The sequence below is a fragment of the Arthrobacter psychrolactophilus genome, assembly GCF_003219795.1.
Lineage (GTDB): Bacteria > Actinomycetota > Actinomycetes > Actinomycetales > Micrococcaceae > Specibacter > Specibacter psychrolactophilus.
In genome coordinates this window covers 227,170-252,282 of the sequence record NZ_QJVC01000002.1, presented here as the reverse complement: position 1 = coordinate 252,282, position 25,113 = coordinate 227,170, and the positions used below count along the sequence as shown (strand labels likewise).

Here is a 25,113-nt window from a genome sequence, read left to right as displayed (position 1 = left end):
AGGAATTACAGTGTCAAAAAAGAAGGCGCCTAGGCGCCTTCCAATGAAAGGAAAATCGTGGCAAAAATCGGTGTACAGGCAATGATGCTCAAGGACAGCTTCGCTGAGGTGGGCGCCTTCGAGACGTTGCGCAAGGTGAGCGATCTGGGCTACAACGCCGTCGAGATCTCCCAGGTCCCGATGGACGAGAAGAACGTCTCCGAGCTGGAGCGCGCGCAGACCGAATTGGGCATGGTCGTGGCTTCTTTGTCGGTCATGATGGAAAAGCCCGTGGGTCGCCCGGGGGAGTCCCTCAAGGACGACTTCGATAAGATCGTCAACGACGCTAAGCGCCTTGACACTAACCTGCTGCGCATTGGCATGCTGCCGTTTGGTGCGATGACCTCGATCGACGCCGTGGTGGACTTTGCTAAGGAAACCAACGGCTACGCCGAACGTCTGGCAGAACACGGCATCAGCCTGTACTACCACAATCACCACATCGAGTTCGCGAAGTTTGATGGCAAGTACATGCTGGACATCATCAATGAGAACTCGCCGGCCATGGGCCTGGAAATTGACGTTCACTGGGTTCAGCGCGGCGGCCTCGACCCCGTACGCACGCTCGAAAAGTACGCCGGGAACACGGCCATGGTGCACCTGAAGGACTACCGGATCGGCATGATGCCGGAGTCGGCCCTCGGGTACCTGGAAAGTGGCGACTTCGTGAACTTCATGACCGAGTTCAAGAACGTGGTCCAGTTCGCGGAGGTGGGCGAGGGCAACCTCGACTTCCCCTCGATCGTCCCCGCAGCGGAAGCTGCTGGCGCCCAGTACCTGCTCGTTGAGCAGGACGAACTCTACGGCCGCACGGTGTGGGAAGTTCTGGAAACATCGCACCGCAACCTGACTGCCATGGGCTTCGGCAACCTCTTCTAATCCCCACCCGGTCCCCAGCCTCGTACCTCGGCCGAGGACCCCTCGCGGGCGTGGGCACAACCGCCCGGCCCTCAAGAACTACATCCCGATTTTTCTGCTATGAAACGGAGTACCACCAGTGAGTAACAAAGTACGTTTGGGCATTATCGGCATCGGCCAGCAGGGCGGCGCCTATGCCAAGTTCATCACGGACGGCATGGTCCCGAACATGGTGATTGGCGCCATCACGGACACCGACCCGGCCAAGCGTGAACTCGCCTCAGCAACATACCCGGGTGTCAAGGTCTACGACGACTACCTGACCATGCTGGACAGCGGCGACGTTGACGCCGTCGTCACCTGCGTGCCGCACTTCCTGCACCCGGAAATGGGTATGGAAACGCTCAAGCGCAACATCCACGCGCTCGTCGAGAAGCCAGCAGGTGTCTACACCAAGCAGGTTGCTGAACTCAACGCATTTGCGGCCAGCAAGCCCGAGCTCTCCTTCGCCATCATGTTCAACCAGCGCAACAACCCGCTGTACCAGCGCCTGAAGGAGATCGTCGACAACGGCGAGATCGGCAATATCCTGCGCACCAACTGGATCATCACCAACTGGTGGCGTCCCCAGGGTTACTACAACTCCAGTGAATGGCGTGCAACCTGGGGCGGCGAGGGCGGCGGCGTCCTGGTCAACCAGGCTCCCCACCAGTTGGATCTCTGGCAGTGGATCTGTGGCGTGCCGAAGTCCGTCTTCGCCAAGGTCTCCTACGGCTTCCGCCGCGACATTGCCGTTGAAGATGAGGTCACCGCCTTGGTTGACTACGGCAACGGGGCCACCGGCACCTTTGTCACCGCCACGCACGACATGATCGGTACCGACCGCTTCGAGATCCTGGGCGACCAGGGAAAGATCGTCGTGGAAGGCAGCAAGACCGCCACCGTGACGCGCTTGAAGAAGCCCGAACGCGAGATCAGCGAGAGCATGGGCATGGACGATGTGATGCGTCTGTTCACCGGCCAGCTGGACATGGACGACTACCGTTCCACCGAGATTGTCGAGTTCGAGTCGGTCTGGGGCGCCCAGCACGCCGGTGTTCTGGAGAACTTTGCCGCGAACATCCTGGACGGCACCCCGCTACTGGCACCGGGTTCCGATGGCATCAAGGGCGTCCGCTTGGCCAACGCCATTCATTTGTCCAGTTGGAAGGGCGAGGAAGTTAGCCTCGACTTCGACGAGGACGAGTTCCTAGGCCTGCTCAACGATCGCATCCGCGAAGAAGGCAAGTACTCCGAACGCGCCTAAGGGTGCCGTGAGGCCTTGACGCTCATCCGGCCCGGGCCGTCTTTCGACGGCGCGGGCCGGATGTGCGTTAAGCTTGCCAATGGCAACCAATTGCGAAGGATTACCTTGACTGACACGACCCAGCCCGGCGACACATCGGCCGACACTGCCCGAACGCCCCGAACGGGCAAATCGGCACCCACCATCTACGACATTGCCGAGTTGGCTGGGGTTAACCCCTCCACCGTGTCCAGAGCCCTGAGTAAGCCCGGCCGGGTGAGCGCTAAAACCGCGCAAAAGATCATGGATGCCGCCGAAACGCTCAACTACCAGGTCAACGTCTTTGCCCGAGCACTGCCCACCGGGCGCACCCAGACGATTGGCTTGATCGTCTCCGATATCACCAACCCGGCTTACTTCGATGTGATCCGCGGCGCCGAATCGGCCGCCGCGGCCCGAGACTACACGCTCATGCTGGCCGAATCCAAGGAATCCGCAGAGCTAGAGTTGACCACAGCTCGGCGCATGCTCGCCACGGTCGACGGCCTCATCCTAGCTAGCCCGCGCCTATCCGATGAAGAGATTGGCTCCCTGTCGGAAAAGAAACCCGTCGTGGTCATCAACCGCAACGTGGCCGGGGTGCCCTCGCTGATTGCCGACACCGAGTTTGGCGTGACTGAGGCGGTGCGGCATTTGGCCGATATGGGCCACACCGAGATTTCATATGTGGCAGGTCCCGAACGCTCCTGGATGTCGCAGCGCCGCTGGGAGACCATCAAGGCTCGCTGCGATTGGCACGGCCTGAGTGCCTCCGTGGTGGCCTCAAGCGAGCCAACGGTCGACGGCGGACGGCACACCGCCGCTGCCGTGCGCGCAGGCACGGCCACGGCCGTCTTTTGCTACAACGACCTTATGGCCATCGGCCTCATGCGTGAACTGCAGGCTGCCGGCGTGGAGATCCCCAGCGAGTTGAGCATCCTGGGCTTCGATAATATCTTTGGCTCAGATTTCACCACCCCGCCGTTGTCCACGATCAAGTCGCCCCTGACCGAGTTGGGTGCCGCGGCCCTCGAGCACGTGCTGGCCGCCGTGGATCAGCTGGCGACCACTCCGCCGCTGCCCGCCTTGCCTACACAGCTGGTCTTGCGCGGTTCGACGGGACGTGTCAACGCTTCCTGACACTTTTTGGAAACTCGCATGGCAATGGTTGGCAACCGGTTGACAAAATGGGTGAATAACATGGACGATTGATCTATGTCACATTCATCTTCTTCTGCCAATCCTTCCCAGATGCCTGCCGCGACGTCGTTGTCTCCGGCCGCCGATCCGGACCGCCTGCTGCCTGCCGATCCCGGCACGCGCGCCATTGCTCGGGAGCTGTTGGCTCAGGTGGAAAACCTGCCCATCATCTCCCCGCACGGTCACGTTGATGCGGCCATGCTGGAACTGGACACTCCCTTCCCTGATCCGGCAACGTTGCTGGTCAGCCCGGATCACTACGTGACCCGTTTGATCCACGCCAGCGGTGTTCCGCTGGAAAAGCTGCGCGTCGGTGGCACCTCGGCCGTTAAGCCCCGCGAGACGTGGCGCCAGTTTGCCAAGGCCTGGCCGCTCTTTGATGGCACGGCATCGGGCTACTGGATGCGCGACTCCTTCCAGCACGTCTTTGGCCTCACGCGAGAGGTCAACGAGGAAAATGCCGATGCGCTCTTCGACGAACTCGATGCCAAAATCAAGAGCCCCGCGTTCCGTCCTCGCCAGCTGTTCAAGGACTTCAACATTGAGGTTCTCGCCACCACGGATGACCCGCTGGATGATCTGGCACCCCACGCGGCCATCGCGAAGGATCCCACCTTCACCGGTCGCGTGCTCCCCACCTTCCGTCCGGATGCTTACATCAAGTTCGCCGCCGCCGGCTGGGCAGAGCGCGTCGAGACGCTGATCAGCGTCGCAGGCGACGGCTTGAGCGGCTATGCCGGCTACATCCGCGCCCTGGAAAACCGCCGCCAGTACTTCGTCGAGCACGGCGCCGTCTCCGCAGATCATGGCGTTCGCACGGCGCAGACCCTGCGCCTGGATGACAGCACCGCGGAGGCCTTGTTTGAGAAGGCCCGCAAGGGCGAGGCCAACGCCGTCGACGCCGACGTATTCGAAGCCCACATGACCTACCAAATGGCCCGCATGTCGGTGGCCGATGGCCTCGTCATGACCATCCACCCCGGCGTATTCCGCAACCACCACACGGAATCGTTCAACAAGTTCGGCGCCGACACCGGCCATGACATCCCGTTTGGCGTCAGCTACACCGAGGCCCTGCGCCCCATGCTTGAGGACTTCGGCACGGCCCCCGGCTTCCACTTCATCCCGTTCACGATCGACGAGACCGCCTTCTCCCGCGAAATTGCGCCTCTGGCCGGCTTCTACCCCTCAGTCTTCATCGGCGCCCCGTGGTGGTTCCTTGACGCCCCCGATGCCATGCTGCGCTTCCGCGGTGCCGTCACCGAAACGGCCGGCTTCTCACGCTCCTCTGGCTTCATCGACGACACGCGCGCCTTCTGCTCCATCCCGGCCCGCCACAACACCTCACGCCGCATCGAAGCCGCCTTCCTGGCCCGTCTCGTCGCCGAAAGTCGCGTCAGCGAGGCCCGCGCCCACGAAATCATTGTCGACATCGTAGACGCAGCTCCTCGCCGCGCCTTCAAGCTCTAAGGCCGGCCATGACTACCTTTGAAACGGATACTGCACCCGCTATGAGCCCCACACAGACCCTGCACCGCACCACGCCGGCCGCCCCGATCCGCATCGTTCACCTCGGCCTGGGCGCCTTCCATCGCGCCCATCAGGCGTGGTACACCCAGCACGCCAGCGATGGTGCGCAGTGGGGGATCGCGGCCTTCACGGGTCGCCGTCCCGATGCTGCCCTTGCCTTGTCCGCTCAGGATGGCCTGTTCACGCTGATTGAGCGTGGCGGCAGCGGCGATAAGTTCGAGCTCATGACGAGCATTGTCGAGGCTCACGACGGCGCGGATGTTGCCACACTGTCCCGCCTCGTCGCCGCCCCGAGCACGGCCATGGTCACCCTGACCATCACGGAGGCCGCCTACAATTTGGCCGCCGACGGCAGTCTCGACCTCAGTAACCCCGCGGTCCAGGCCGATGTTGACGCCTTGCGCGCCTTGACGGCCCACACCACGGACGACGCCGGACACCTCGCCGACGCTGTCACGGCGGCGGGCCGTCTGGTCCAGGCCCTGACGGCCCGCCGTGCGGCTGGGACCGGGCCCCTCGCCGTCGTATCTTGCGATAACCTGGCCAACAACGCGACTGCCGCGCGCGCCGCGATTGGTGGTCTGGCCGACGTCGTCGATCCTGATCTGGGTGCCTGGATTGAGGCTAATGTCAGCTTTGTGGGCACCTCGATTGACCGGATCACCCCGCGCACCACCGCGGCGGAGATCGCCCTCGTGGCGGCCGAATGTGGCTACGCGGATTCCTCACCTGTTGTGACGGAACCCTTCAGCGACTGGGTCCTCAGCGGCGACTTCCCGGCAGGTCGACCCGACTGGGCCAGCGCCGGTGCGGTGTTTGTTGACGAGATCGAGCACTTTGAGAACCGCAAGCTGTGGCTGCTCAACGGCGCGCACTCGCTCATGGCCTATGCGGGCCAGTTGCGGGGTCATGCGACCGTGGCCGAGGCTCTCGCCGATCCCAGCTGTGCCGCCTGGATCACCGAGTTCTGGGATGAGGCGGAGGCGAATCTGCCGTCCGAGGGTTTGGCCATTCCGGCCTACCGCGCCGCGCTCCTCGAGCGCTTTAGTAACGCCCGGATTGCCCATCACCTGGCGCAGATTGCCATGGATGGCTCCAGCAAGCTGCGCATGCGTGCCGTTCCGGTGCTCAAGGCCGAACTGGCCGCAGGGCGCTCCGGCGCCGGAGCGGCCCGCATGATCGCCGCCTGGGTGACGTTCCTGCGGGGCGCGCACACGGCAGGGGCTGTCATTGCCGACTCTGCAGTCTCGGAGCTCGAGGTGGCTCTCGCCCTGGAGCCCGGCGCGGATCTGAAGGCACTCGTGGCCGTTTTGGACGGTCCGCTGGCCGCCGACGAGGCCGCTATGGCTGCTATCGCGACACGCATCGAGGAGCTCACAGCCTAAAGCTGCGGTGATTTTTCGCGATTCTGCGCACCCCTGAACGGGCGGTCGCTGCCGGTGTTTCTTCCACGCACCGGCAACGACCGCCCGTTCTGCCGTACCGAGATCGGTCGTCGGCTGGGGGAGGCGGGGAAAGAAATGTGAAAGAACTTAAAGAAAATAATGGCAAGCGGTTGCCATTTGTTGTATTAACTGGTTAACTAGTAGGTAATACAGCTCACACGCCAGCTGACCAGCTGCGGACGGCCACTCCTTGAGGGAATGGCCACGTGGTGGTCCACCGTAGGGCCACGTACCAGGACGTAGTGGGTATTGTCCGGAGCAGCGCAACTGCGAAGGATTTGGGTAAAGGAGCCCACATTGACCATGACTTCACAAAAGCAAGCAGACGGGTCCACTCAGGTGGCGTCGAAAGGCTCAGGACCGCTGCCTAAGATCAGCATCCTTGGCTATGGTGCCGGCGATGCCGCAAACAACCTGGCCTTCACCACGGCCACCATGTTTCTCCTGCTCTACTACACAGACGTTGTCGGCATCAGTGCCGCAGCCGCAGGAACTCTGCTGCTCGTTGTTCGCATCTTTGATGCCTTCGCCGACGTTTTTGCCGGCCGCATGGTCGATAAGACCTACCACAAGAAGCTCGGCAAGTTCCGTCCCTTCATCATGTTTGGCTCCATCCCGCTGCTGCTGCTGAGCGTTGCGACGTTCTCCATCCCGCAGATCGGCCAAACTGGGATGCTCATCTGGGCCTACGCGAGCTACACGCTCCTAGGCCTGGCCTACAGCTTCGTGAACATCCCCTTCGGCTCCCTCGCTGGCGCCATGACGCAGGTTTCGGCCGAACGCGCCAAGCTCGCCAGCGCCCGCACCATTGGTGCCGTCGCCGTTGGATCCTTCCTTGGTATCTTCATCGCTCCCTTGATGAAGAACGGTGAAAACCTCCAACCGCTCTTCACCACCTTGACCATCGTCTTCGCCGTGGTGGGAACTGGCCTGTACATGTTCACCGTGTTCACCGCCAAGGAACGTGTGGTTCGCGAGGTTCCCAAGGTTTCACTCAAGCAAAGCGTGTCAACGCTCAAGGGCAACAAGCCGCTCCTGCTCCTGTGCATCAGCTCCTTCTTGTTCCTGACCGGCCAGTTGGCCATCAGCTCCATTCAGATCTACTACTTCCGCGATGTGCTGGACTCCCTGCCGCTCTACGCGGTCATGTCGATCGTCAACATCTTCCTGACCTTCGGCCTCGCGGCTGCCTTGCCCCGCGTAGTTGCCCTGGTCGGCAAGAAGCGTCTCTACCTCGTGGCCGGATTGCTCATGGCCGCCGGTGGTCTGATCGTCTTCTTCGCACCCGCCACCATGGTGTGGCTGGCCTTCACCGGTGTTCTCATCAGCCAGATGGGCATCATGCTCGTCAGCATGCTCGTCTGGGCCATGGAAGCCGACACCGTGGAATACGGCGAATGGCGCACCGGGGTTCGCTCAGAAGGTATTACCTACGCACTGTTCTCCTTCACCCGTAAGACCGGCCAAGCGGTGGGTGGCGCTCTCGCCGCCTACGCCCTGGCTTGGGGTGGTTACGCTTCCGGTGGCGGCGAGCAAAGCGCACAAGCCATCCTCGGTATCCGCGCCGGCTCCGGTCTACTCCCCATGGTGTTCGCACTCCTGGCCATCGCTGTCATGATCGCCTACCCGCTGACAGATGCCAAGCACAAGGAAATCGTCGCCGAGATCAACGCCCGCCGGGCAAATCGCCTCGAAAACGCTCTCGAAGCGCGGGACGCGGACGAGAAGGCCTAGGCCACATAACTCTTTACCGAACCACAGCTTCACCAGCACCACCTGTCTGACCCGATTGCTCCGAGTTTCTGTCTTGAGTTACTCGGAGCGCACACACCATTTCCTGGAAGGAATCCCTCGTGAAAATTGTTTCCGCAGAAGTTTTTGTCACCAGTCCCAGCCGTAACTTTGTGACGTTGAAGGTCACGACCGATGAGGGCGTGGTGGGTATCGGTGATGCGACCCTGAACGGGCGTGAGCTCGCGGTGGCCGCGTACTTGAAGGAGCATGTTGCCCAGCTGCTCATTGGCAAGGATCCGCACCGTATCGAGGACACCTGGCAGTTCCTGTACCGCAGCTCTTACTGGCGCCGCGGCCCGGTCACGATGGCCGCGATTGCCGCCGTTGACATGGCGTTGTGGGACATCAAGGGCAAGATCGCCGGGATGCCCGTCTACCAGCTCCTCGGCGGCGCATCACGTAACGGCCTGCGGGCCTATGGCCACGCTTCCGGAGCTGACATTCCCCAGCTCTTCGACTCCGTGCGTGAGCACCTGGAACTGGGCTACAAGTCCGTCCGCATTCAGACAGCTATCCCCGGCATCAAGGCCGTCTACGGTGTTGCTGCTCAGGCCCAGGCCTCCGGTGAACGCTACGACTACGAGCCTGCTGGCCGCGGTGCATTCCCGCAGGAAGAAGACTGGGACACCCGCGCCTACCTACGCCACCTGCCCACAGTCTTCGAGGCAGTTCGCAACGAGTTTGGTCCCGAGCTTCCCCTGCTCCACGACGGTCACCACCGCATGACCCCGATCCAGGCCGCAAAGCTGGGCAAGTCGCTGGAACCGTATGACTTGTTCTGGTTGGAAGACTGCACCCCGGCCGAGAACCAGGAAGCGCTGCGCTGGGTCCGTCACCACACCACCACGCCGCTGGCTATCGGTGAAATCTTCAACACAGTCTACGACTACCAGACCATCATCAAGGAACAGCTCATTGACTACGTCCGTGCAGCTTCCACCCACTTCGGCGGTATTTCCCCGCTGAAGAAGGTCATGGACTTCGCAGCCCAGTACCAGATCAAGTCCGGTTTCCACGGCCCCACCGATATCTCCCCGATCGGTTTCGCCGCTCAGTTGCATGTTGGCCTGGCCATCCACAACTACGGCATCCAGGAATACATGCAGCACTCGGACAAGACCAACGAGGTCTTCCAGCAGTCCATGACGTTCAAGGACGGCTACCTGCACCCCGGCGACACCCCCGGCATCGGTGTGGAATTCAACGAGGAAGCCGCTAAGGCCTTCCCGTACCAGCAGGCCTACCTGCCCTACAACCGCCTCGTTGACGGAACGGTCCACGACTGGTGATCGACGCCTCACACGCTGCCAAAACGCAGCACATTGTGGTCATGGGAGTCTCCGGCTGCGGCAAGACGACGATCGGCGCCCTCGTGGCGCACGAGCTCGGCCTGCCGTTCACGGACGGGGACTCCCTGCACCCCGTGTCCAATATTGCCAAGATGGCGGCCGGCACACCCCTGAACGACGACGACCGGGAACCCTGGCTCCAAATCGTCGGCCAGGAACTGGCGGCCTCAGCCAACGGACTCGTCGTGGCCTGTTCCGCACTTAAGCGCAGCTACCGCGACGCCATCAGGGCCAAGGCGCCCGATGTGGTGTTCCTGCATCTGGACGGCAGCAGGGAAGTGTTGGGGGCGCGGCTCGAGGGCCGCTCCGGACACTTCATGCCCACTGGGTTGCTCGATTCCCAACTGGCAACGCTGGAACCCATCGCCGATGACGAACGCGCCGTGGTGATTGACATTTCGGCGCCGGTCCCCGCACTGGTGAGTGACGCCGTCGTACGTCTTGCGCAAACTGTCTAAAGACCACAGGAAACATCAGGAGAAGTAATGAGTTACGCAGTGGATTTGCGCGCCGCACCGTTCAATCTGGACGATGCGGGCGTGGCCTGGGTGGAATCGACGATTGGGTCGATGACGCTGGAAGAGAAGATCGGCCAGCTGTTCATCAACCACAACAACAGCTACGCCCCCGAATACCTCGATGAGGTGCTCGAGAAGTTCCACGTGGGCGGCATGCGGTACCGGCCGGGCCCCTCGGGAGCCGTGCAGGAACACATTCGCCACGCGCAGGCCACCACGAAGATCCCGCTGCTCATCGCCTCCAACCCGGAAATGGGCGGGGCCGGCAGCTGCGACGACGGCACCTTTGTCTCGACGCATCTGCAGGCCGGCTCGCACCCGGATAAGTCGATCGCGCGCCAGATGGGTCAGGTGGCCGGCGTGGAAACCGCTGCGCTGGGCTGCAACTGGGCCTTCGCGCCGATCGTGGACATTCATTACAACTGGCGCAACACCGTCATCTCCACGCGTTCCTTCGGCAACACGCCCGAGGTAGTGGTGGAGCGGGCCAAGGAATACTTCGACGGTATTAGCGAGTCGCCGACCGCCTGCGCCATGAAGCACTTCCCGGGCGATGGCATCGACGAGCGCGATCAGCACGTGGTCACCTCGTACAACACCCTCGGTTATGAGGAGTGGAATAAGACGTACGGCCATGTGTACCGCGAGATGATCGGGCACGGCGTGCAGTCGATCATGATCGGGCACATTGGTGCGCCGGAGCTTTCCCGCCGCTTCCGCCCGGGACTGAGCGACGCCGAGGTGCTCCCCGCAACTTTGGCGCCGGAGCTGCTCGGTGAACTGCTGCGTGGCGAGTTGGGCTTCAATGGTTTGATCCTGACCGATGCCTCGCAGATGATCGGCATGACCCAGGCCATGAAGCGCCGCGACCTGGTGCCCGCCGCCATCGCCGCCGGCTGCGATATGTTCTTGTTCTTCCGCAACCCGGAAGAGGACTTTGGCTACATGCTGGACGGCTACCGCAACGGCGTCATTACAGAGGAGCGTTTGCAGGATGCCCTGCGCCGCATCCTCGCGTTGAAGGCGTCGCTGGGCCTGCACATCAAAGCTCGCGAATCGCTGGTTCCCCCGGCTGATCAGCTGGCCGTGATTGGTTCGGCTGAGCACCGCGCCATTGCCGCTGAGATCGCCGACAAGACGGTCACCTTGGTCAAGGACACGCAGGGCAACCTGCCGCTGACCCCGGCCACACACAAGAAGATCCGTTTGTACGGTATCTCCGGCGGCTCGGACTTCACCATGGCGGACCCGCTGGGTTACCTGGACACAGTGGCCGACGAGCTTGAGCGTGTGGGTTTTGAGGTGCACATCTTCAAGACCGCAGCTCAGCGCAAGGCCGCGGGGGAGGAAGGCGTGAACTTCATGTCCGTCATCTCCGAGGAGGCCACGGACGATTACTCCGAGAAGTACGACGCCGCGTTGGTGTTCGCCAATGTGAAGGGCTTCGCCCAGGAGGCGGCCATCCGCGTCAAGTGGTCCACCCCGATGGCTGCGGAGATCCCGTGGTACGTCACCGAGGTCCCCACCGTCTTTGTCTCGCTGAACCAGCCCAACCACCTCATCGATGTGCCGATGGTCAAGACCGCCATCCACACCCACGCCGACTCCCGCGAAGCCATCCGGGCCACGGTGGAAAAGATCCAGGGACTCTCCGAATTCCAGGGCACGTTCAACGAGAACGTCTTCTGCAATTCCTTCGACACCCGGCTCTAGGACTCACATAAAGGCCGCTTGCCACTTCCGGAAAATCGGACGTGGCAAGCGGCCTTTTTGATAGGGCAATTTACCAGTCGTGGATGGTTCCATCGAGCAGGCGGTTCACCGGCAGGTATGCGGATGTGTAGGCGTAGCTGTCTGCAAGCTCGTCGTTGTAATCGACGCCCTGCGCAATGAACTCACCACCGTGATGGCGGAGGCGCGGCGCTACCGCGAGGTCAATAATCTGGTCGGTGATGAACAGCAGCAGCAGCACCGAAGAATAGCCGCCGCCATCCGGGCCGGGGATGCCGAAGCCGCTGAAGACGCCATGTGTGAACATATGAAAACTTCCGAAGGTTACGTCCGCATGATTGAAGAGTCCCTCCTTGAAGTGGGTGAGGGCTCTCTGCGTGAGGTGTTGACCAGACACGCCCGCACCGTTCAGTCACGACCCACAGCCAACCACTAGAAAGGTGCCACTCATGAACCACGAAAACCTTGTCATCCCACCTGCCCGGCCCGCGCCGTCGGACATTCTGCTCGCAAGCCGAGTCATTGCCGTACTACGCGCAGGGCATGCCTGGGAATACGCCCCGGTTATCCGGGCCCTGGTAGATGGCGGCGTGGTGAGTATTGAATTGACGCTCAGCACTGAGGGGGTCATCGCCGAGCTTCCGGCGCTGCGGGCCACTTTTGGTGCCGGCGTTGAAATTGGCGTGGGCACTGTGACAACCGTGGAACAGGCGGAGGCGGCAATGTCTGCCGGGGCGGACTATCTGGTGACACCGATTACGCACCCTGACGTCATTAAGGCGGCGGTGCAACGCGGTGTTCCCATATTTCCCGGCGGCTTGACGCCTACCGAACTGCACACCGGATGGAGTCTGGGCAGCACAGCCGTCAAGCTGTTCCCGGCGTCAACGGTTGGCCCGGAGTACATCTCCCAGTTGCGCAGCCCATTCCCTGACCTGGCCGTGGTGCCATCGGGTGGGATCAGCATTGACGATGCTCCATTCTGGATTCGGGCCGGCGCCCTTGCGGTGAGCATGGGCGGGCCGTTGCTAGGCGATGCATTCAAGGGTGGATCGCTGCCGGGACTCACGCAGCGGGCGGAACGGGTTCGCCGTCTGGTAGATGAAGCTGGGGCGGGGCAATGAGCACAGCAGCTGGCACGCCCTACGTCCTCACATTTGGTGAGACCATGGCCCTGATCAAGGCAGATACTCCCGGTCCGCTGGCCCACGCAACCTCCATGAGCCCGGGAATGGGTGGCTCAGAATCCAACGTGGCCATTGGATTGCAGCGTTTGGGCACCTCCGCGCAGTGGTGTGGGCGGGTAGGCAATGATGCCTTGGGTGAGTTGGTGCTACGGGAAATTCGGGCCGAAGGCGTTCAAGTTCATGCCACGCTCGATCACGGCGCCCCTACAGGCTTGATGATCAAGGAGCGCCGCACCGCCGCACTTCAAAACGTGATTTATTACCGGAAGGGCAGTGCAGGTTCGCGGCTTTCGTCCACCGATGTTCCGGAACAGCTGATTACTGGCGCCGCACTGGTGCATATTAGTGGGATTACTCCGGCACTTTCGGATCAGGCTGCTGCCACGGTTCACTACGCCATTGCTGCAGCCAGGGCTGCCGGAGTGCCCATTTCCCTAGATTTGAACTACCGCCGCGCGCTCTGGAACGCGGAGGATGCCGCCGCTGCCTACCAAAAGCTGATTCCCTTGGTGGATATTGTTTTTGCGGGCGACGACGAGGCCACCATTGCGGTGGGTGAGGCTCCTGGCCCTGCCGCACTGGCTCAGCGAATCGCTGCGTTGGGGCCTTCGCAAGTCATTATCAAACTTGGTTCTGAGGGTGCCGTTGCGATAATCAACGGCGGCCACTACAGCCAGCGGCCCATCGCCATTGACGCGCTGGATACCGTGGGGGCTGGAGATGCCTTTGTGGCAGGGTATTTGGCAGAGCTGGTAGCAGGCAAGACTCCGGAAGAGCGGCTGCTGACGGCGGCTCAAACGGGGGCTTTTGCCTGCCTGGTGTCTGGAGACTGGGAGGGTGCACCCCGCCGCAGCGAGTTGGGGCTATTGGGTGGCAAAGAGCCTGTTAGCCGCTGAATTCTAGTGCCTTGAAGATGAACTAATGCGCCACCTTGGGCGGTAGTGAAGCAGTTCATTACTGTGATCTCTGACAACCTTTGATATAACAGGAAGCTATGACGACCTCTGAAATTTCTGCCGATCCTGCCGGACTTACACCGAACGCCACCCGTGTTGTGGTCATGGGCGTCTCGGGCGCTGGCAAGAGCACGATCGGAACCCTCGTGGCTGATGCCATGGGCTTCCCCTTTGTGGATGCCGATTCCCTGCATCCCCTCGCCAACATCCGCAAGATGGCCGCGGGTACGCCCCTCAATGATGATGACCGCTGGCCCTGGCTTGAGCTCGTGGGGCATGAGTTGGCGACGACTCGCTCCGCTGGCATCGTGGTTGCCTGCTCTGCACTCAAGCGACGCTACCGCGACGCTATCCGGGCCAAGGCTCCCGACACCATCTTCTTGCACCTCAATGGTTCCCTCGAGGTCCTCAGTTCCCGTCTCGAAGGCCGCTCCGGTCACTTCATGCCGCCGAACCTGCTGGCCTCACAACTCGATGCCCTGGAACCCATGGAAGCGGACGAGGCCGCCGTGATCGTCGATATTGCTGGCAGCATGAATGAAATTCTCGACGAGGCCGTTGCCGGGATCCGCAAGATCTCCGATCACTAAGGTGGTGCTTCCACCTGACACCTCCGACGGCGTTCCCGCCCAACGCTCTCAGGAACTGTTGAGCGTGGGTCAGGTTGCGCAGCGCGGAGGCGTGAGTGTCTCGGCGTTGCACTTTTATGAACGCCAGGGCCTGATCTTCAGCAGCCGCACCTCGGGAAACCAGCGGCGATATCCACGCTCGGTCCTCCGGAGGGTGGCCGTTATCAGGGCCGCCCAAAGAGCCGGAATTCCCCTGGCCTTGGTAGCCACCGTCTTTGAAGAGTTACCGGACCACGGCGTGCCAACGCAAGCCGATTGGCAGCGGCTCTCCGAACATTGGCAGGCCGAGCTGACGGCGCGCATCGAGGCACTGGAACGGCTCCGCGGCAGCCTCGGCGGCTGTATTGGCTGCGGCTGCCTGTCCCTAGCCGAGTGCGGCTTTGTGAATCCCGAGGATCAAGTGGCGCAAGCCGGCCCCGGCGCCCGGGTCTTCGACGGGGCACATCTGCCCGACGCTTCCGGGATGGGCACAGCCTCCTCGATTTGACCTCAACTATGGTTGAGGTTCTAGAGTCACTTGAAGACTCAGCCGCAAGGGCTGCGGTTCGAGAGGATTGATTAGCCCATGACTGTGCAGCTTCAGACACCTCCCTTGACGGATGCCTTCAAAACAGCTTTCGGCGGGCACCCGGCGGGCGTGGCTGTCATTACGGCAGACTCCGGCAGCGGCCCTGTGGGCATTACGGCATCGTCGGTAGCCTCCGTCTCGGCCGAGCCGCCCCTACTGGCCTTCTCCCTCGCCGCCAATAGCGGATCTGCTGCCGCGATTGCCATCGCCGATTCCGTGGTGGTCCATCTGCTCAGTGCCACAAATCTTAACCTGGCCAGGATCTTCGCCGACGCACGCTCGGAACGCTTTACCGACTCCATGGCGTGGAGCCGCATGGACAGCGGGGAGCCCCTCCTAGTCCACGACGGATACAGCCTACGGTGCACGATTCTCAGCCGAACTCCCGCCGGCGGCTCACTACTTCTGGCGGCCGAGGTTGTAGAGATTATTGCGCCCCTGACCGTGGGTTCTCCCATGGTTTATCACCGCCGCGCGTTCCATTCTTTGGGGGAGCACAGCGTGCTGGCTGGCTAACTCGTGGGTACGCTGATGTAGACTGAAAATCCTATGGAAAGTAAATCTAGGGGCCGGCGCAACGGTTTGCAGAGTTCACAAACGAACTCCCGCAAACGTGTTGACAATGCCGGCAAACCCCGCACTCGTGCCCACCATTGCCCTTCTACTTCCTCTGCGGCCGGCCTCAGCGCTGACCACCCTCCGCCGGCGGCCAACCCCCGCTGCAGCGCAGTTTCTCTGCGCGAAATAGCTCAGGGGGTGCAGTAATCATGGAATGGATCCTTCTTGCAGCAGGTTTGCTGCTTATCCTCGGAACCGGCTTCTTTGTCGCCGTGGAGTTTGCCCTCGTAGCCCTCGATCAGGCCTACGTTCAAAGAGCCGTGAACGACGGCGACAAGGGTGCGGTGCCGTTGTTGCGCTGTTTGAAATCACTCTCAACCCAGCTCTCTAGTTGCCAGCTGGGCATTACCTTGACAACCCTCCTGACCGGTTTCTTAATGGAACCCTCACTCGGTGCGTTGTTGCTGGGCCCCTTGGGTGGTCTGGGGCTTCCCGAGGCTGCCGTGTCCAGCATTGCCCTCATTGTGGCGATGGTGATCGCAACCCTGCTCTCTATGCTGATCGGCGAGCTGGTGCCCAAGAACATGGCCATCGCCAAGTCCTTTGAGATTGGCAAGGCGCTTGCCCGCCCGCAGCTGGTCTTCACCGCTATCTTCAAGCCGTTCATTATTATCTTGAACGGTTTCTCCAACAAGGTGCTGAATCTCTTTGGCATGGAAGCCAAGGAAGAAATTTCCGGAGCACGCTCTCCCGCCGAACTGGCCTCCCTGGTGCGCCGTTCGGCAGAAATGGGAACCCTCGACGAGGGTACTGCCACGTTTGTGGCTCGCACCCTGCGCTTTTCCGAGCGTACGGCCGCCGACGTCATGACCCCGCGTATGCGTGTTGAAACCATTGAAAGCACCCAGTCCGTCGCGGAAATAATTGATCTGGCCCGCCGTACGGGTTACTCCCGCTTCCCGGTCATCGGGGAATCGTCGGACGACGTGTTGGGTGTTGTGCACTTAAAGAGTGCCGTCTCGATTCCGTTCCGCAAGCGTGATCAGCTCGAGGTAGGCGTCATCATGACAGACGTTTTGCGCGTCCCCGAGACGGTTCACCTCGACGCCTTGATACTTGAACTGCGCGAAGGAAATCTCCAAATGGCCGTGGTGCAGGACGAATACGGTGGAACCGCCGGTGTGACAACTCTGGAAGACCTCGTCGAGGAAATCGTCGGGGAAGTCTCCGATGAACACGACCGCATCAAGCCCGGCATTTTGCTCTCCGCCGATGGCGCCTGGTTCTTCCCGGGGCTCATGCGTCCCGACGAGGTCTCCGAGCGCATCGGGCCGCTGTCCGTCCCGGATGAGGCGAGCTACGAAACCGTCGGTGGCTTCATGATGGCCGAACTTGGCCGCATCGCGCTAGTTGGTGACACTGTCGCCGTCGAAGGTGGATCGTTGGTGGTGGACCGGGTAGAACGACGGCGGATCGACCGGATTAAGTTCATCCCGGCACCTTCTCCTTCCCTCTCGGATGCAACGGACGAAGCAGGTGATGCACTGTGAGTCCCTGGGCTGGAATTGCCTGGCTTGTCATCTTGCTTCTCGGCAACGCCTTTTTTGTCGCGGCAGAATTTGCCGTCATGACCGCCCGGCGCAGCCAGATTGAACCCCTGGCCGACGCCGGATCCAAGCGCGCCAAGGTCACCCTGGGCGCCATGGAAAATGTCTCCTTGATGCTGGCGTGTTCGCAACTGGGTATCACGGTGTGTTCGCTGCTGATCCTGAACGTTGCCGAACCCGCCATCCATCACCTCTTGGCCGAACCGCTGCACGTCATTGGGCTGGATGACAACATTGCCGGACCCGTGGCGTTTGTCTTTACCCTGGCGCTCGTGACGTTCCTGCACGTGACCTTTGGCGAAATGGTGCCCAAGAACATGTCTGTCTCGGCCGCGGACAAGGCTGCGTTGCTGTTGGCTCCGCCGCTCGTGCTCATCAGCAAGGTGGTACGTCCGCTCATCGTGGCACTGAACTGGTTGGCAAATCACATTGTGCGCTTGTTCGGGATCGTGCCGCAGGACGAGGTCACCTCTGCCTTCACCTTGAAAGAGGTGCAGTCGATCGTTGAGGAATCTACCCGCAGCGGGCTCGTGGATGACCAGACAGGGTTGATCACCGGCGCCCTCGAGTTCTCCTCGCAAACAGCTGGCGGGATCATGGTTCCCCTGGACTCGGTGGTCACCATGGCACCCGAAGCTACCCCGGTGGACTTTGAGCGCATGGTGGGTAAGACCGGATTCTCCCGCTTTGTGTTTGCCGACGATGCTGGAAACCTCCTGGGTTATCTACACCTCAAGGACGTACTGCGTATTCCTCTGGAACGCTACGAGATGGCGATCGGCGAGGGGCGCGTGCGCTCCATGGTTAACATCGCAGCAAGCGAGGAAATCGAAGACGTGCTCGCTGTCATGCAGCGTTCCGGATCGCACATGGCGCGCGTCATGGACCCTTCCGAGCAGGCCGTGGGTGTGTTGTTCCTGGAGGATGTGATTGAGCAGTTGGTGGGCGAGATTCGCGACGCCACGCAGACGCAGATTCAGGACCGACGCCGCTCTTGATGCGAACGGTTCCCAATATGAGCTATGCTGGTTCTTATTGGTAACTGTTCTCATTAGCACGTCGATAAGGAAAAACTATGTTTCAGCCCCGCCGCTCCGTCCTACTTCTCGGTGCAACTCTGTTTGCATCCGTAGCGTTGACGGCTTGCGGCGGGGGTGAAACTGCCCCTGCCGCCGCGGGCACGGTCTCCGTTGTAGCCAGCACCAACGTCTACGCCGATATCGCCAAGGCCGTGGGCGGCAGCTACGTCGATGTGCACTCCATCATCTCGGACCCCGCGGCGGACCCGCACGGCTACGAGGCCAACGCCCAAGACAAGCTGGCGGTCTCCAAAGCTCAGGTTGGTCTGGAAAACGGTGGCGGCTACGACGACTTCTTCACGCAGCTCGCCAAGGGCCAGCTTGATGCAGACAAGATTGTCAACGTCAGCGAGCTGTCCGGCCTAGATACCGGGACCGACTTCAATGAGCACGTCTGGTACTCACTTCCCACCATGGAGAAGCTGGCTGACGAGCTCGCAACACGCTTTAGCGCGGCCCTTCCCGCCCAATCGGCAGCCTTTGATTCGCAGGCCGCCGCGTTCAAGGAAAAACTCACCGGGCTCGAGGCTCGCCTGGCTACCTTGAAGGCGAGCCGCGGTGGCGAGGGTGCGGCCGTGACCGAGCCCGTGCCGCTGTACCTGCTCAGCGAGGCCGGTCTGGTCAACAAGACCCCCGAGAAATTCACCTCTGCCGTTGAAAATGGGGCCGATGTTCCGGCCGCCACCATGGTGGAAACGCAGGCCCTGGTGACCGCCAAGCAGGTAGCCCTGCTGGCCTACAATACGCAGACTGAAAGTGCCCAGACGCAGGAGCTGAAGGCCGCCGCTGAAGCCGCGGGAGTCGCCGTCGTCGATTTCTCCGAGACGCTGCCGGCCAACACGAGCTACCTCGACTGGATGCTTGGTAATGTTGATGACTTGGAACAAGGACTAAATTCAGCGGCCGGCAAATGACCCAAGCGGCACCATCTGTCATCACACTCAAGCGCGCCACCTTGGCCTATGGCGCGCGCACACTGTGGCAAGATCTCAACCTTGACGTCCGGGCCGGTGAATTCCTCGCCGTCCTGGGCGCCAATGGCAGCGGCAAGACCAGCTTCCTGAAGATTTTGTTGGGCATGTCCACCTTGAGTTCCGGGCAGATTATGCTCGACGGCGTCCCCGTCAAACGCGGTAGTCGCGCCATTGGCTATGTGCCCCAGCAAAAACACTTTGCACCCGATACCGCCATGCGCGCCCGCGACCTCGTGGGGCTGGGCGTTGACGGCGACAAGTGGGGCTTTCGGCTCCATGGGCGCGCGTATCGCCAACGCGTCGACGAGCTCCTCGAGATGGTGGGCGCCTCCAGCTACGGGAAGATCCCTGTCGGAATGCTCTCCGGCGGCGAGCAGCAGCGCCTGCGCATTGCCCAGGCGCTGGCGTCCAATCCTAAGGTGCTGCTGTGCGATGAACCGCTGCTGTCCTTGGATATGCATCATCAAAAGGCCGTCAGTGCGCTCGTGGCCCAACAAGCTCAGGCGAACGGGACCGCCGTCGTTTTTGTCACGCATGAAATCAACCCGATTCTGGAGCATGTGGACCGGGTGCTGTACCTGGCTGGTGGCCGCTTTACTCTTGGTACACCGGAAGAGGTCATGCGCACGGAGGTACTCTCCGCGCTGTACGGCACACATGTTCAGGTGCTCAATGTTGAGGGGCGTCTGGTGGTTGTGGGGCGTCCGGACACCGTGATTGACGGGCACCTCAGCGAGGAACTGCTCGGCGAAACAGTGCACCAGCACGGTGCACACGAATTAGGAAATTCATGAACTGGGCGGACTTCAGCAGCGCTGTCTTTAACTTCTCCAACTACGGTGAGTTACTTCCGCTCTTCCGGGACACGCTCCTAGCCGGTGCGATTCTGGGCCTCGTCGGTGGCCTCGTGGGCACCTTTGTCATGATGCGCGATCTTGCCTTTGCCGTGCATGGCATCGCCGAGCTGTCCTTTGCCGGTGCGGCCTTCGCGCTGCTCATTGGCGCCGACGTCATGTTTGGCTCGCTCGCTGGCTCCATCACCGCCGCCTTACTCCTCGGAGCCATGGGCGTCCGGGCGCGCGAGAAAAACTCGGTCATTGGCGTCATCATGCCCTTTGGGCTCGGGCTCGGCATCTTATTTCTCTCGCTCTACCAAGGGCGTTCGGCCAATAAATTTGGGCTGCTGACGGGGCAGATTGTCTCGGTGGATTCCACGCAGCTTTCGGTGCTGGCTGGCACCGCGCTCATTGTGATTGTGGGCCTGGCGCTCATCTGGCGCCCGCTGACCTTCGCCAGTGTTGACGCCGACATCGCCGCCGCGCGTGGCGTTCCCGTGCGGACGCTCTCGCTGGCCTTCATGTTCCTGCTGGGAATCGCCGTCGCGTTGTCCATTCAGGTGGTGGGCTCGCTTCTGGTCTTGGCCCTGCTCATCACGCCTGCGGCCGCAGCCTTGCAGGTTACGGCGGCACCGCGCATGGTGGTCTTGCTCAGCGTGGCCTTCGCCATGATCTCCACCGTGGGAGGCATCATGCTGGCCCTGGGTGGCAGCATCCCCATCAGCCCCTACGTCACGACGTTGTCCTTCGCGATCTACGTGGTCTGCCGTGTGGCCGGAGCCTGGCGGAAGCGCCGCGGCTGGTCCTCGCGACCGTCCATGGCTGCCTAGTACCCTTTTTCGCACACGGGCCGCCCATACCGGGGCTATGTGGCGCCCTCGGGGCCCTGAATGTTTTGTCCTGCGCAAAGTTCGGCTCGAACGTGCCGCACAACAGTGTTCTGCGGCACGTTCACCGTGAACTTTGCGCAGAACAGAACATACGCAGCAGCAATCGCGGCCTGAGAGCTACTCCGCCGCGTTATAGCGGGCCAATGCGGCCGCGAAGCTCGTGATTTCCGCATCAGTCCACCCTGTTAGGCGTTCCTGCACCACGTTTTGATGCGCCGCCGTGGATGACGCCAATTGGGAGTGCCCACGCTCCGTCAAGGCCAGAATTTTGCCCCGCCCTGAGGGTCCATGCGTGGGGGACTCGGCGGAGTTTTCTGAATCCTGATACTGGACTAATTCCAATCTGATCAGCGTGTTGATCTGCCTCGACACCGTGGAGCGATTGAGCGAGAACGCCGTGGCAATATCCGTGGCCCGGGCGCCCTCCGTCGTGGCGATGAAACGCAGCAGCGAATGCTCCACAAAGGTCAGCGGGTGGTCGATGATGCGCGAGCGAGCGTTGGAGCGGCGCGAAATCTCGCGGAGTTGGCTGAAGACGGCTTCAATGCCGCCATCACGCGGGGTGTTGTTCATGCTCCTAGCCTAGTTGCAGAAGGCAACACTCAATGTTGCATAATGCAACATTAGGCGTAGGGTGGAAGAATAATGACGAATCACAGCACGCACCTAGCCACCATCGATCCCGAGCCCATCATGGATTTCCCGCAGCCTGCACCCGCCCCGAGCCGTCCGGAGCGAGTGCCGGCTGTGGCGTGGCGCAAGCTTGGACTGACCATGCTCATTCCGTTCTTCCTGGTCGCCGTCATGGGTCTGGCGTATTTGGGGGCCTTCCATCAGCCGCAGCCGCACAATGTGCAAGTTGCCATCGTCGGCGATACAGCCGCCACCAAGGTATTTGCCCAGACGCTCAAGGACACCGCGGGGGAGTCTTTGGATGTTCGGACGGTTCCGGATGCGGCGAGTGCCCGCGCGCTGATCGGCCAGCGCGAGCTTGCTGCCGCTTACGCGCCCGGAGCCGAGAATGCCACCTTGTTCCTCTCGAGCGCAGCCTCGGAAACCACGGCCAGCATCACGCAGAAGATCTTTCTGCCCGTGGCGTTTGAACAGCATCTGCCGTTCCAAGTGGCGGACGTAGTTCCCGTGGGTACCCACGACAGCACGGGTCAGGGCTTGTTCTTCATGCTCGTGGCCTTGAGTATTGGCGGATACGCCAGCTCCGTGCCGCTATCGGGCTTCATGGCACGGGTGCGGTTGCGGAGCCGCTTTGCTCTGGCAGTTCTGGCCGGCGCTATTGTCTCCACGATCGCCGTTGTCATCGCCGGGCCCCTCTACGGTGTGCTGCAGGGGAATCTGTGGGGGATCTGGTCGCTGTCGTGGCTGTACGTTTCGGCCATTGTGATGATGGGCATGGGCCTGCATCCGATGCTGCGGCACTGGACCACACCTACCTTGACGCTGTTGTTCGTCGCCCTGAACTTCACGAGTTCCGGCGGTATTTTTGCTCCGTCCATGCAGCCGGGACTCTTCGGTGGGCTGAACGCCTTCTGGAACGGGGCCGCCTGGCATCACGCGGCGCAGACCCTGCTGTATTTCCCCGGACAGAGTATGGGCCTGGATGTCCTGAAGCTGGCGTTGTGGCTGATCCCGGGCGCCGTGCTCATGGTGCTCACGCACCTGTGGAGTCTCTGGAAGACTCGTCTGGCCAATGAGAACGCCCGTATTCGCGCCGTTGAGGAAGCGATCGCGGCCTAGGGAACTAGGCGGCCGAGCACTCCGGGCACAGGCCGTAGATTTCCACCGTGTGCTGGACCTGGGTGAAGCCATTGTCCGCGGCAATGCGGGCCGCCCAGCTTTCTACGGCGGGGGCCTCGATCTCGACGGTCTTGCCACAGTTGCGGCACAGTAGGTGGTGATGGTGGCTCGTGGCGTTGCAACGACGGTACACGGCCTCACCCTCACCGTTGCGCAGGCTGTCGAGCAGCCCCTCCTCGGCCATCGAGGCCAAGATGCGGTAGGTTGTGGCGAGCGAGACGGGCGTGCCTTGTTCGTGCAGCAGCCGGTGGAGCTCCTGCGTGCTGACGAAGTCGTCGAGCGTGTCCATGGCAGCACTGATCGCCACACGCTGCTTCGTGACGCGCTGCTCCTTCATGGGGAGATCAGACATGGTGCCGGCTCACTTTCTCATTGCTGGATCAGTCATCCAGCCTATCGCACCAAGCCGCTAAGAGCCGTTGCGTCCATGATGGCCAAGGTGCCGGAGCAGGCATAAGCTGGCACCATGTTGCTGACAAAATTCACCCACGCCTGCGTCCGACTCGAGCAGGACGGCCGCGTGCTCGTCATTGACCCGGGTATCTTTTCCGAATCCCAGACGGCGCTGGATGGTGCCGACGCCGTGCTGATCACTCACGAGCACGCCGACCATTACGACGCAGAGGCCCTCACCGAGGCGCTCGCCCACTCGTCCGGGTTGCGCATCCATGCCCCCGCAGGTGTGGCGCACGACCTCCGTGACAAGGCCCCCGCGCAGGCTGCCCGGATTTTCGACGCCGCCGCAGGAGAAAGTTTCACGGCCGCCGGTTTCGCGGTCCAAGGCTTTGGTGGCCAGCACGCGCTGATCCACCCCACCATGCCCATTGTGGCCAATGTTGGCTACTTGATTGACGACGACGTCTATCACCCAGGTGACTCCCTGATCGTTCCCGACGGGGTGAGCGTGGGCACGCTCCTGATCCCCGTGCATGCGCCGTGGTCGAAGGTCTCGGAGGTGGTGGACTTCGTGGTCTCGGTCCGCGCGCCACAGGCCTTCCAGATCCACGACGGCCTGCTCAACGAGCAAGGCCTGGCCTTTACGGAATCCCATATAGCCCGCATCGGCGCGGCACACGGGGTGAAGTTCCGGCACCTGAATTCGGGACAGTCGGTGGAACTCTAGCCAGGCCAGACGCCGGTGGCGAAGAACTCATCCAGGGTGGCCAAAGGCGGGGCCGGGTCCAGCCCCTTCTCAGCCAGCCACGCTGGGTTGTTGTAGCTGCCCGCATACCGTTCGCCGCCGTCGCACATTAATGTCACGATGCTGCCCTTTTCACCGGCGGCAACCATCTGCCCAACCAGCTGCCACACGCCCCACAGATTGGTGCCCGTGGACGGCCCCGCGTGCAGCCCCGAGAGCTGGGCGAAGTGCATCATGGCGGCCACGGAGGCGGCATCGGGGACCTCGATCATGGCATCGATGACACCCGGCACAAAGCTCGGCTCAACGCGGGGCCGGCCGATGCCCTCGATTCGGGAGGAATTGCCTGTGATGAGCGCCGGATCCCCGCTCTGCCACGCGGGGTAAAACGCCGAGCCCTCCGGGTCCACGACAAGCAGCCCGGTGTCGTGCCCGTGGTAGCGCAAATACCGACCCATCGTGGCCGAGGTGCCGCCGGTGCCCGCGCCCACCACGAGCCAGGTCGGTACAGGAAAGGGCTCGTGCGCCAGCTGCTGGAAAATGGACTCGGCAATATTGTTGTTGCCGCGCCAATCCGTGGCCCGCTCGGCATAGGTGAACTGGTCCATATAATGGCCGTTGCTTGCGGCGGCGATGTCCGCGGCCGCCTGATACACCTCATCGGCGTGATCGACGAAGTGGCAGCGGCCGCCAAATTGCTCGATGAGCGCGATCTTTTCCGGGCTCGTGCTGCGGGTCATAACGGCGACGAAATCCAATCCCAACAGCTGCGCAAAGTACGCCTCCGAGACGGCGGTGCTGCCCGAGCTGGCCTCGACAATCGTGGTGCCTTGCCGGATCCATCCGTTGACCAGGCCAAAGAGGAACAGCGAGCGGGCCAGCCGGTGCTTGAGGCTTCCCGTGCGGTGGCAGGACTCATCCTTGACATACAGATCCACGCCCCAGTGCTCGGGTAGCTCGATCTTGTACAGGTGGGTGTCGGCCGAACGGTTGTTCTCAGCCTGCAAGGTGGCAATGGCGCGATGGGTCCAAGCGCGGGCGGCGGTTGCGGAAGTCATAAGCTCCAGCGTAGCCGGGGTTGCCGCGCT

General features: G+C 61.9%; 25 protein-coding genes. 22 read left to right on the top strand and 3 right to left on the bottom strand.

Going from position 1 to position 25,113, the window contains the following annotated elements; genetic code table 11:
• The first annotated feature begins 57 nt into the window (after positions 1-57).
• The 20 genes from CVS30_RS03510 to CVS30_RS03420 all read left to right on the top strand — a co-directional run bounded on the left by CVS30_RS03510 (position 58) and on the right by CVS30_RS03420 (position 21,012).
• Positions 58-918 (top strand): sugar phosphate isomerase/epimerase family protein, encoded by an 861-nt coding sequence (locus CVS30_RS03510; protein ID WP_245934415.1) that lies wholly within the window; start codon positions 58-60, stop codon positions 916-918.
• Between the two features lie 118 nt (positions 919-1,036).
• Positions 1,037-2,203 carry a Gfo/Idh/MocA family protein gene (locus CVS30_RS03505; RefSeq protein WP_110483919.1) on the top strand — a complete coding sequence of 389 codons (1,167 nt, stop codon included), beginning with the start codon at positions 1,037-1,039 and terminating at the stop codon, positions 2,201-2,203.
• A 105-nt stretch (positions 2,204-2,308) separates the two neighbouring features.
• A complete protein-coding gene (locus CVS30_RS03500; protein WP_245934414.1) occupies positions 2,309-3,361 on the top strand; it encodes a LacI family DNA-binding transcriptional regulator in 1,053 nt (350 codons plus the stop codon).
• Between the two features lie 111 nt (positions 3,362-3,472).
• The gene (gene uxaC, locus CVS30_RS03495; protein ID WP_110484118.1) at positions 3,473-4,891 is read left to right on the top strand and encodes a glucuronate isomerase; all 1,419 of its coding nucleotides are present in this window, start codon (positions 3,473-3,475) and stop codon (positions 4,889-4,891) included.
• A gap of 8 nt (positions 4,892-4,899) precedes the next feature.
• Positions 4,900-6,336 carry a mannitol dehydrogenase family protein gene (locus CVS30_RS03490; RefSeq protein ID WP_370800329.1) on the top strand — a complete coding sequence of 479 codons (1,437 nt, stop codon included), beginning with the start codon at positions 4,900-4,902 and terminating at the stop codon, positions 6,334-6,336.
• Between the two features lie 363 nt (positions 6,337-6,699).
• On the top strand, positions 6,700-8,130 hold the full coding sequence (uidB, locus tag CVS30_RS03485; RefSeq protein ID WP_110483916.1) for a glucuronide transporter: 1,431 nt from the start codon (positions 6,700-6,702) through the stop codon (positions 8,128-8,130).
• 119 nt (positions 8,131-8,249) lie between these two features.
• Positions 8,250-9,479, top strand: coding sequence for a D-mannonate dehydratase ManD (gene manD, locus CVS30_RS03480; RefSeq protein ID WP_110483915.1), 1,230 nt, complete (start codon positions 8,250-8,252; stop codon positions 9,477-9,479).
• Positions 9,476-9,997 (top strand): gluconokinase, encoded by a 522-nt coding sequence (locus CVS30_RS18240; protein WP_245934413.1) that lies wholly within the window; start codon positions 9,476-9,478, stop codon positions 9,995-9,997. The genes manD and CVS30_RS18240 overlap by 4 nt, the downstream gene beginning before the upstream one ends.
• Positions 9,998-10,024: 27 nt before the next feature.
• On the top strand, positions 10,025-11,770 hold the full coding sequence (locus CVS30_RS03475) for a glycoside hydrolase family 3 protein (RefSeq protein ID WP_245934412.1): 1,746 nt from the start codon (positions 10,025-10,027) through the stop codon (positions 11,768-11,770).
• A 193-nt stretch (positions 11,771-11,963) separates the two neighbouring features.
• On the top strand, positions 11,964-12,224 hold the full coding sequence (locus CVS30_RS18515; protein WP_370800375.1) for an FCD domain-containing protein: 261 nt from the start codon (positions 11,964-11,966) through the stop codon (positions 12,222-12,224).
• A 13-nt stretch (positions 12,225-12,237) separates the two neighbouring features.
• Complete coding sequence (locus CVS30_RS03465; RefSeq protein ID WP_110483913.1) at positions 12,238-12,912, top strand: bifunctional 4-hydroxy-2-oxoglutarate aldolase/2-dehydro-3-deoxy-phosphogluconate aldolase; 675 nt, start codon at positions 12,238-12,240, stop codon at positions 12,910-12,912.
• Complete coding sequence (locus CVS30_RS03460) at positions 12,909-13,871, top strand: sugar kinase (RefSeq protein ID WP_110483912.1); 963 nt, start codon at positions 12,909-12,911, stop codon at positions 13,869-13,871. Before CVS30_RS03465 ends, CVS30_RS03460 begins: the two co-directional genes overlap by 4 nt.
• Before the next feature lie 98 nt (positions 13,872-13,969).
• The gene (locus CVS30_RS03455; protein ID WP_110483911.1) at positions 13,970-14,521 is read left to right on the top strand and encodes a gluconokinase; all 552 of its coding nucleotides are present in this window, start codon (positions 13,970-13,972) and stop codon (positions 14,519-14,521) included.
• Position 14,522: 1 nt separating this feature from the next.
• The gene (gene soxR, locus CVS30_RS03450; protein ID WP_245934411.1) at positions 14,523-15,047 is read left to right on the top strand and encodes a redox-sensitive transcriptional activator SoxR; all 525 of its coding nucleotides are present in this window, start codon (positions 14,523-14,525) and stop codon (positions 15,045-15,047) included.
• A gap of 78 nt (positions 15,048-15,125) precedes the next feature.
• On the top strand, positions 15,126-15,644 hold the full coding sequence (locus CVS30_RS03445) for a flavin reductase family protein (protein ID WP_110483909.1): 519 nt from the start codon (positions 15,126-15,128) through the stop codon (positions 15,642-15,644).
• Between the two features lie 251 nt (positions 15,645-15,895).
• Positions 15,896-17,236 (top strand): hemolysin family protein, encoded by a 1,341-nt coding sequence (locus CVS30_RS03440; protein ID WP_110483908.1) that lies wholly within the window; start codon positions 15,896-15,898, stop codon positions 17,234-17,236.
• Positions 17,233-18,291 (top strand): hemolysin family protein, encoded by a 1,059-nt coding sequence (locus CVS30_RS03435; RefSeq protein ID WP_110483907.1) that lies wholly within the window; start codon positions 17,233-17,235, stop codon positions 18,289-18,291. The genes CVS30_RS03440 and CVS30_RS03435 overlap by 4 nt, the downstream gene beginning before the upstream one ends.
• A gap of 77 nt (positions 18,292-18,368) precedes the next feature.
• Entirely contained in the window at positions 18,369-19,286 is a 918-nt protein-coding gene (locus tag CVS30_RS03430) for a metal ABC transporter solute-binding protein, Zn/Mn family (RefSeq protein WP_110483906.1), read from the top strand.
• Complete coding sequence (locus CVS30_RS03425) at positions 19,283-20,140, top strand: metal ABC transporter ATP-binding protein (RefSeq protein ID WP_110483905.1); 858 nt, start codon at positions 19,283-19,285, stop codon at positions 20,138-20,140. The genes CVS30_RS03430 and CVS30_RS03425 overlap by 4 nt, the downstream gene beginning before the upstream one ends.
• The gene (locus CVS30_RS03420; protein ID WP_110483904.1) at positions 20,137-21,012 is read left to right on the top strand and encodes a metal ABC transporter permease; all 876 of its coding nucleotides are present in this window, start codon (positions 20,137-20,139) and stop codon (positions 21,010-21,012) included. The genes CVS30_RS03425 and CVS30_RS03420 overlap by 4 nt, the downstream gene beginning before the upstream one ends.
• Before the next feature lie 177 nt (positions 21,013-21,189).
• Here the strand turns inward: CVS30_RS03420 and CVS30_RS03415 are convergent, their stop codons facing one another.
• The gene (locus tag CVS30_RS03415) at positions 21,190-21,645 is read right to left on the bottom strand and encodes a MarR family winged helix-turn-helix transcriptional regulator (protein ID WP_110483903.1); all 456 of its coding nucleotides are present in this window, start codon (positions 21,643-21,645) and stop codon (positions 21,190-21,192) included.
• A gap of 72 nt (positions 21,646-21,717) precedes the next feature.
• Here CVS30_RS03415 and CVS30_RS03410 point away from each other — a divergent pair, with 72 nt between their 5' ends.
• Complete coding sequence (locus tag CVS30_RS03410) at positions 21,718-22,824, top strand: hypothetical protein (protein ID WP_110483902.1); 1,107 nt, start codon at positions 21,718-21,720, stop codon at positions 22,822-22,824.
• Between the two features lie 4 nt (positions 22,825-22,828).
• On the opposite strand, the gene CVS30_RS03405 is transcribed toward CVS30_RS03410, so the two are convergent.
• Positions 22,829-23,236 (bottom strand): Fur family transcriptional regulator, encoded by a 408-nt coding sequence (locus CVS30_RS03405; RefSeq protein ID WP_110483901.1) that lies wholly within the window; start codon positions 23,234-23,236, stop codon positions 22,829-22,831.
• 114 nt (positions 23,237-23,350) lie between these two features.
• Here CVS30_RS03405 and CVS30_RS03400 point away from each other — a divergent pair, with 114 nt between their 5' ends.
• A complete protein-coding gene (locus CVS30_RS03400; RefSeq protein ID WP_110483900.1) occupies positions 23,351-24,007 on the top strand; it encodes an MBL fold metallo-hydrolase in 657 nt (218 codons plus the stop codon).
• Here the strand turns inward: CVS30_RS03400 and CVS30_RS03395 are convergent.
• A complete protein-coding gene (locus CVS30_RS03395; RefSeq protein ID WP_110483899.1) occupies positions 24,004-25,083 on the bottom strand; it encodes a PLP-dependent cysteine synthase family protein in 1,080 nt (359 codons plus the stop codon). The two genes, CVS30_RS03400 and CVS30_RS03395, sit on opposite strands and share 4 nt — an antisense overlap.
• Positions 25,084-25,113 lie beyond the last annotated feature (30 nt).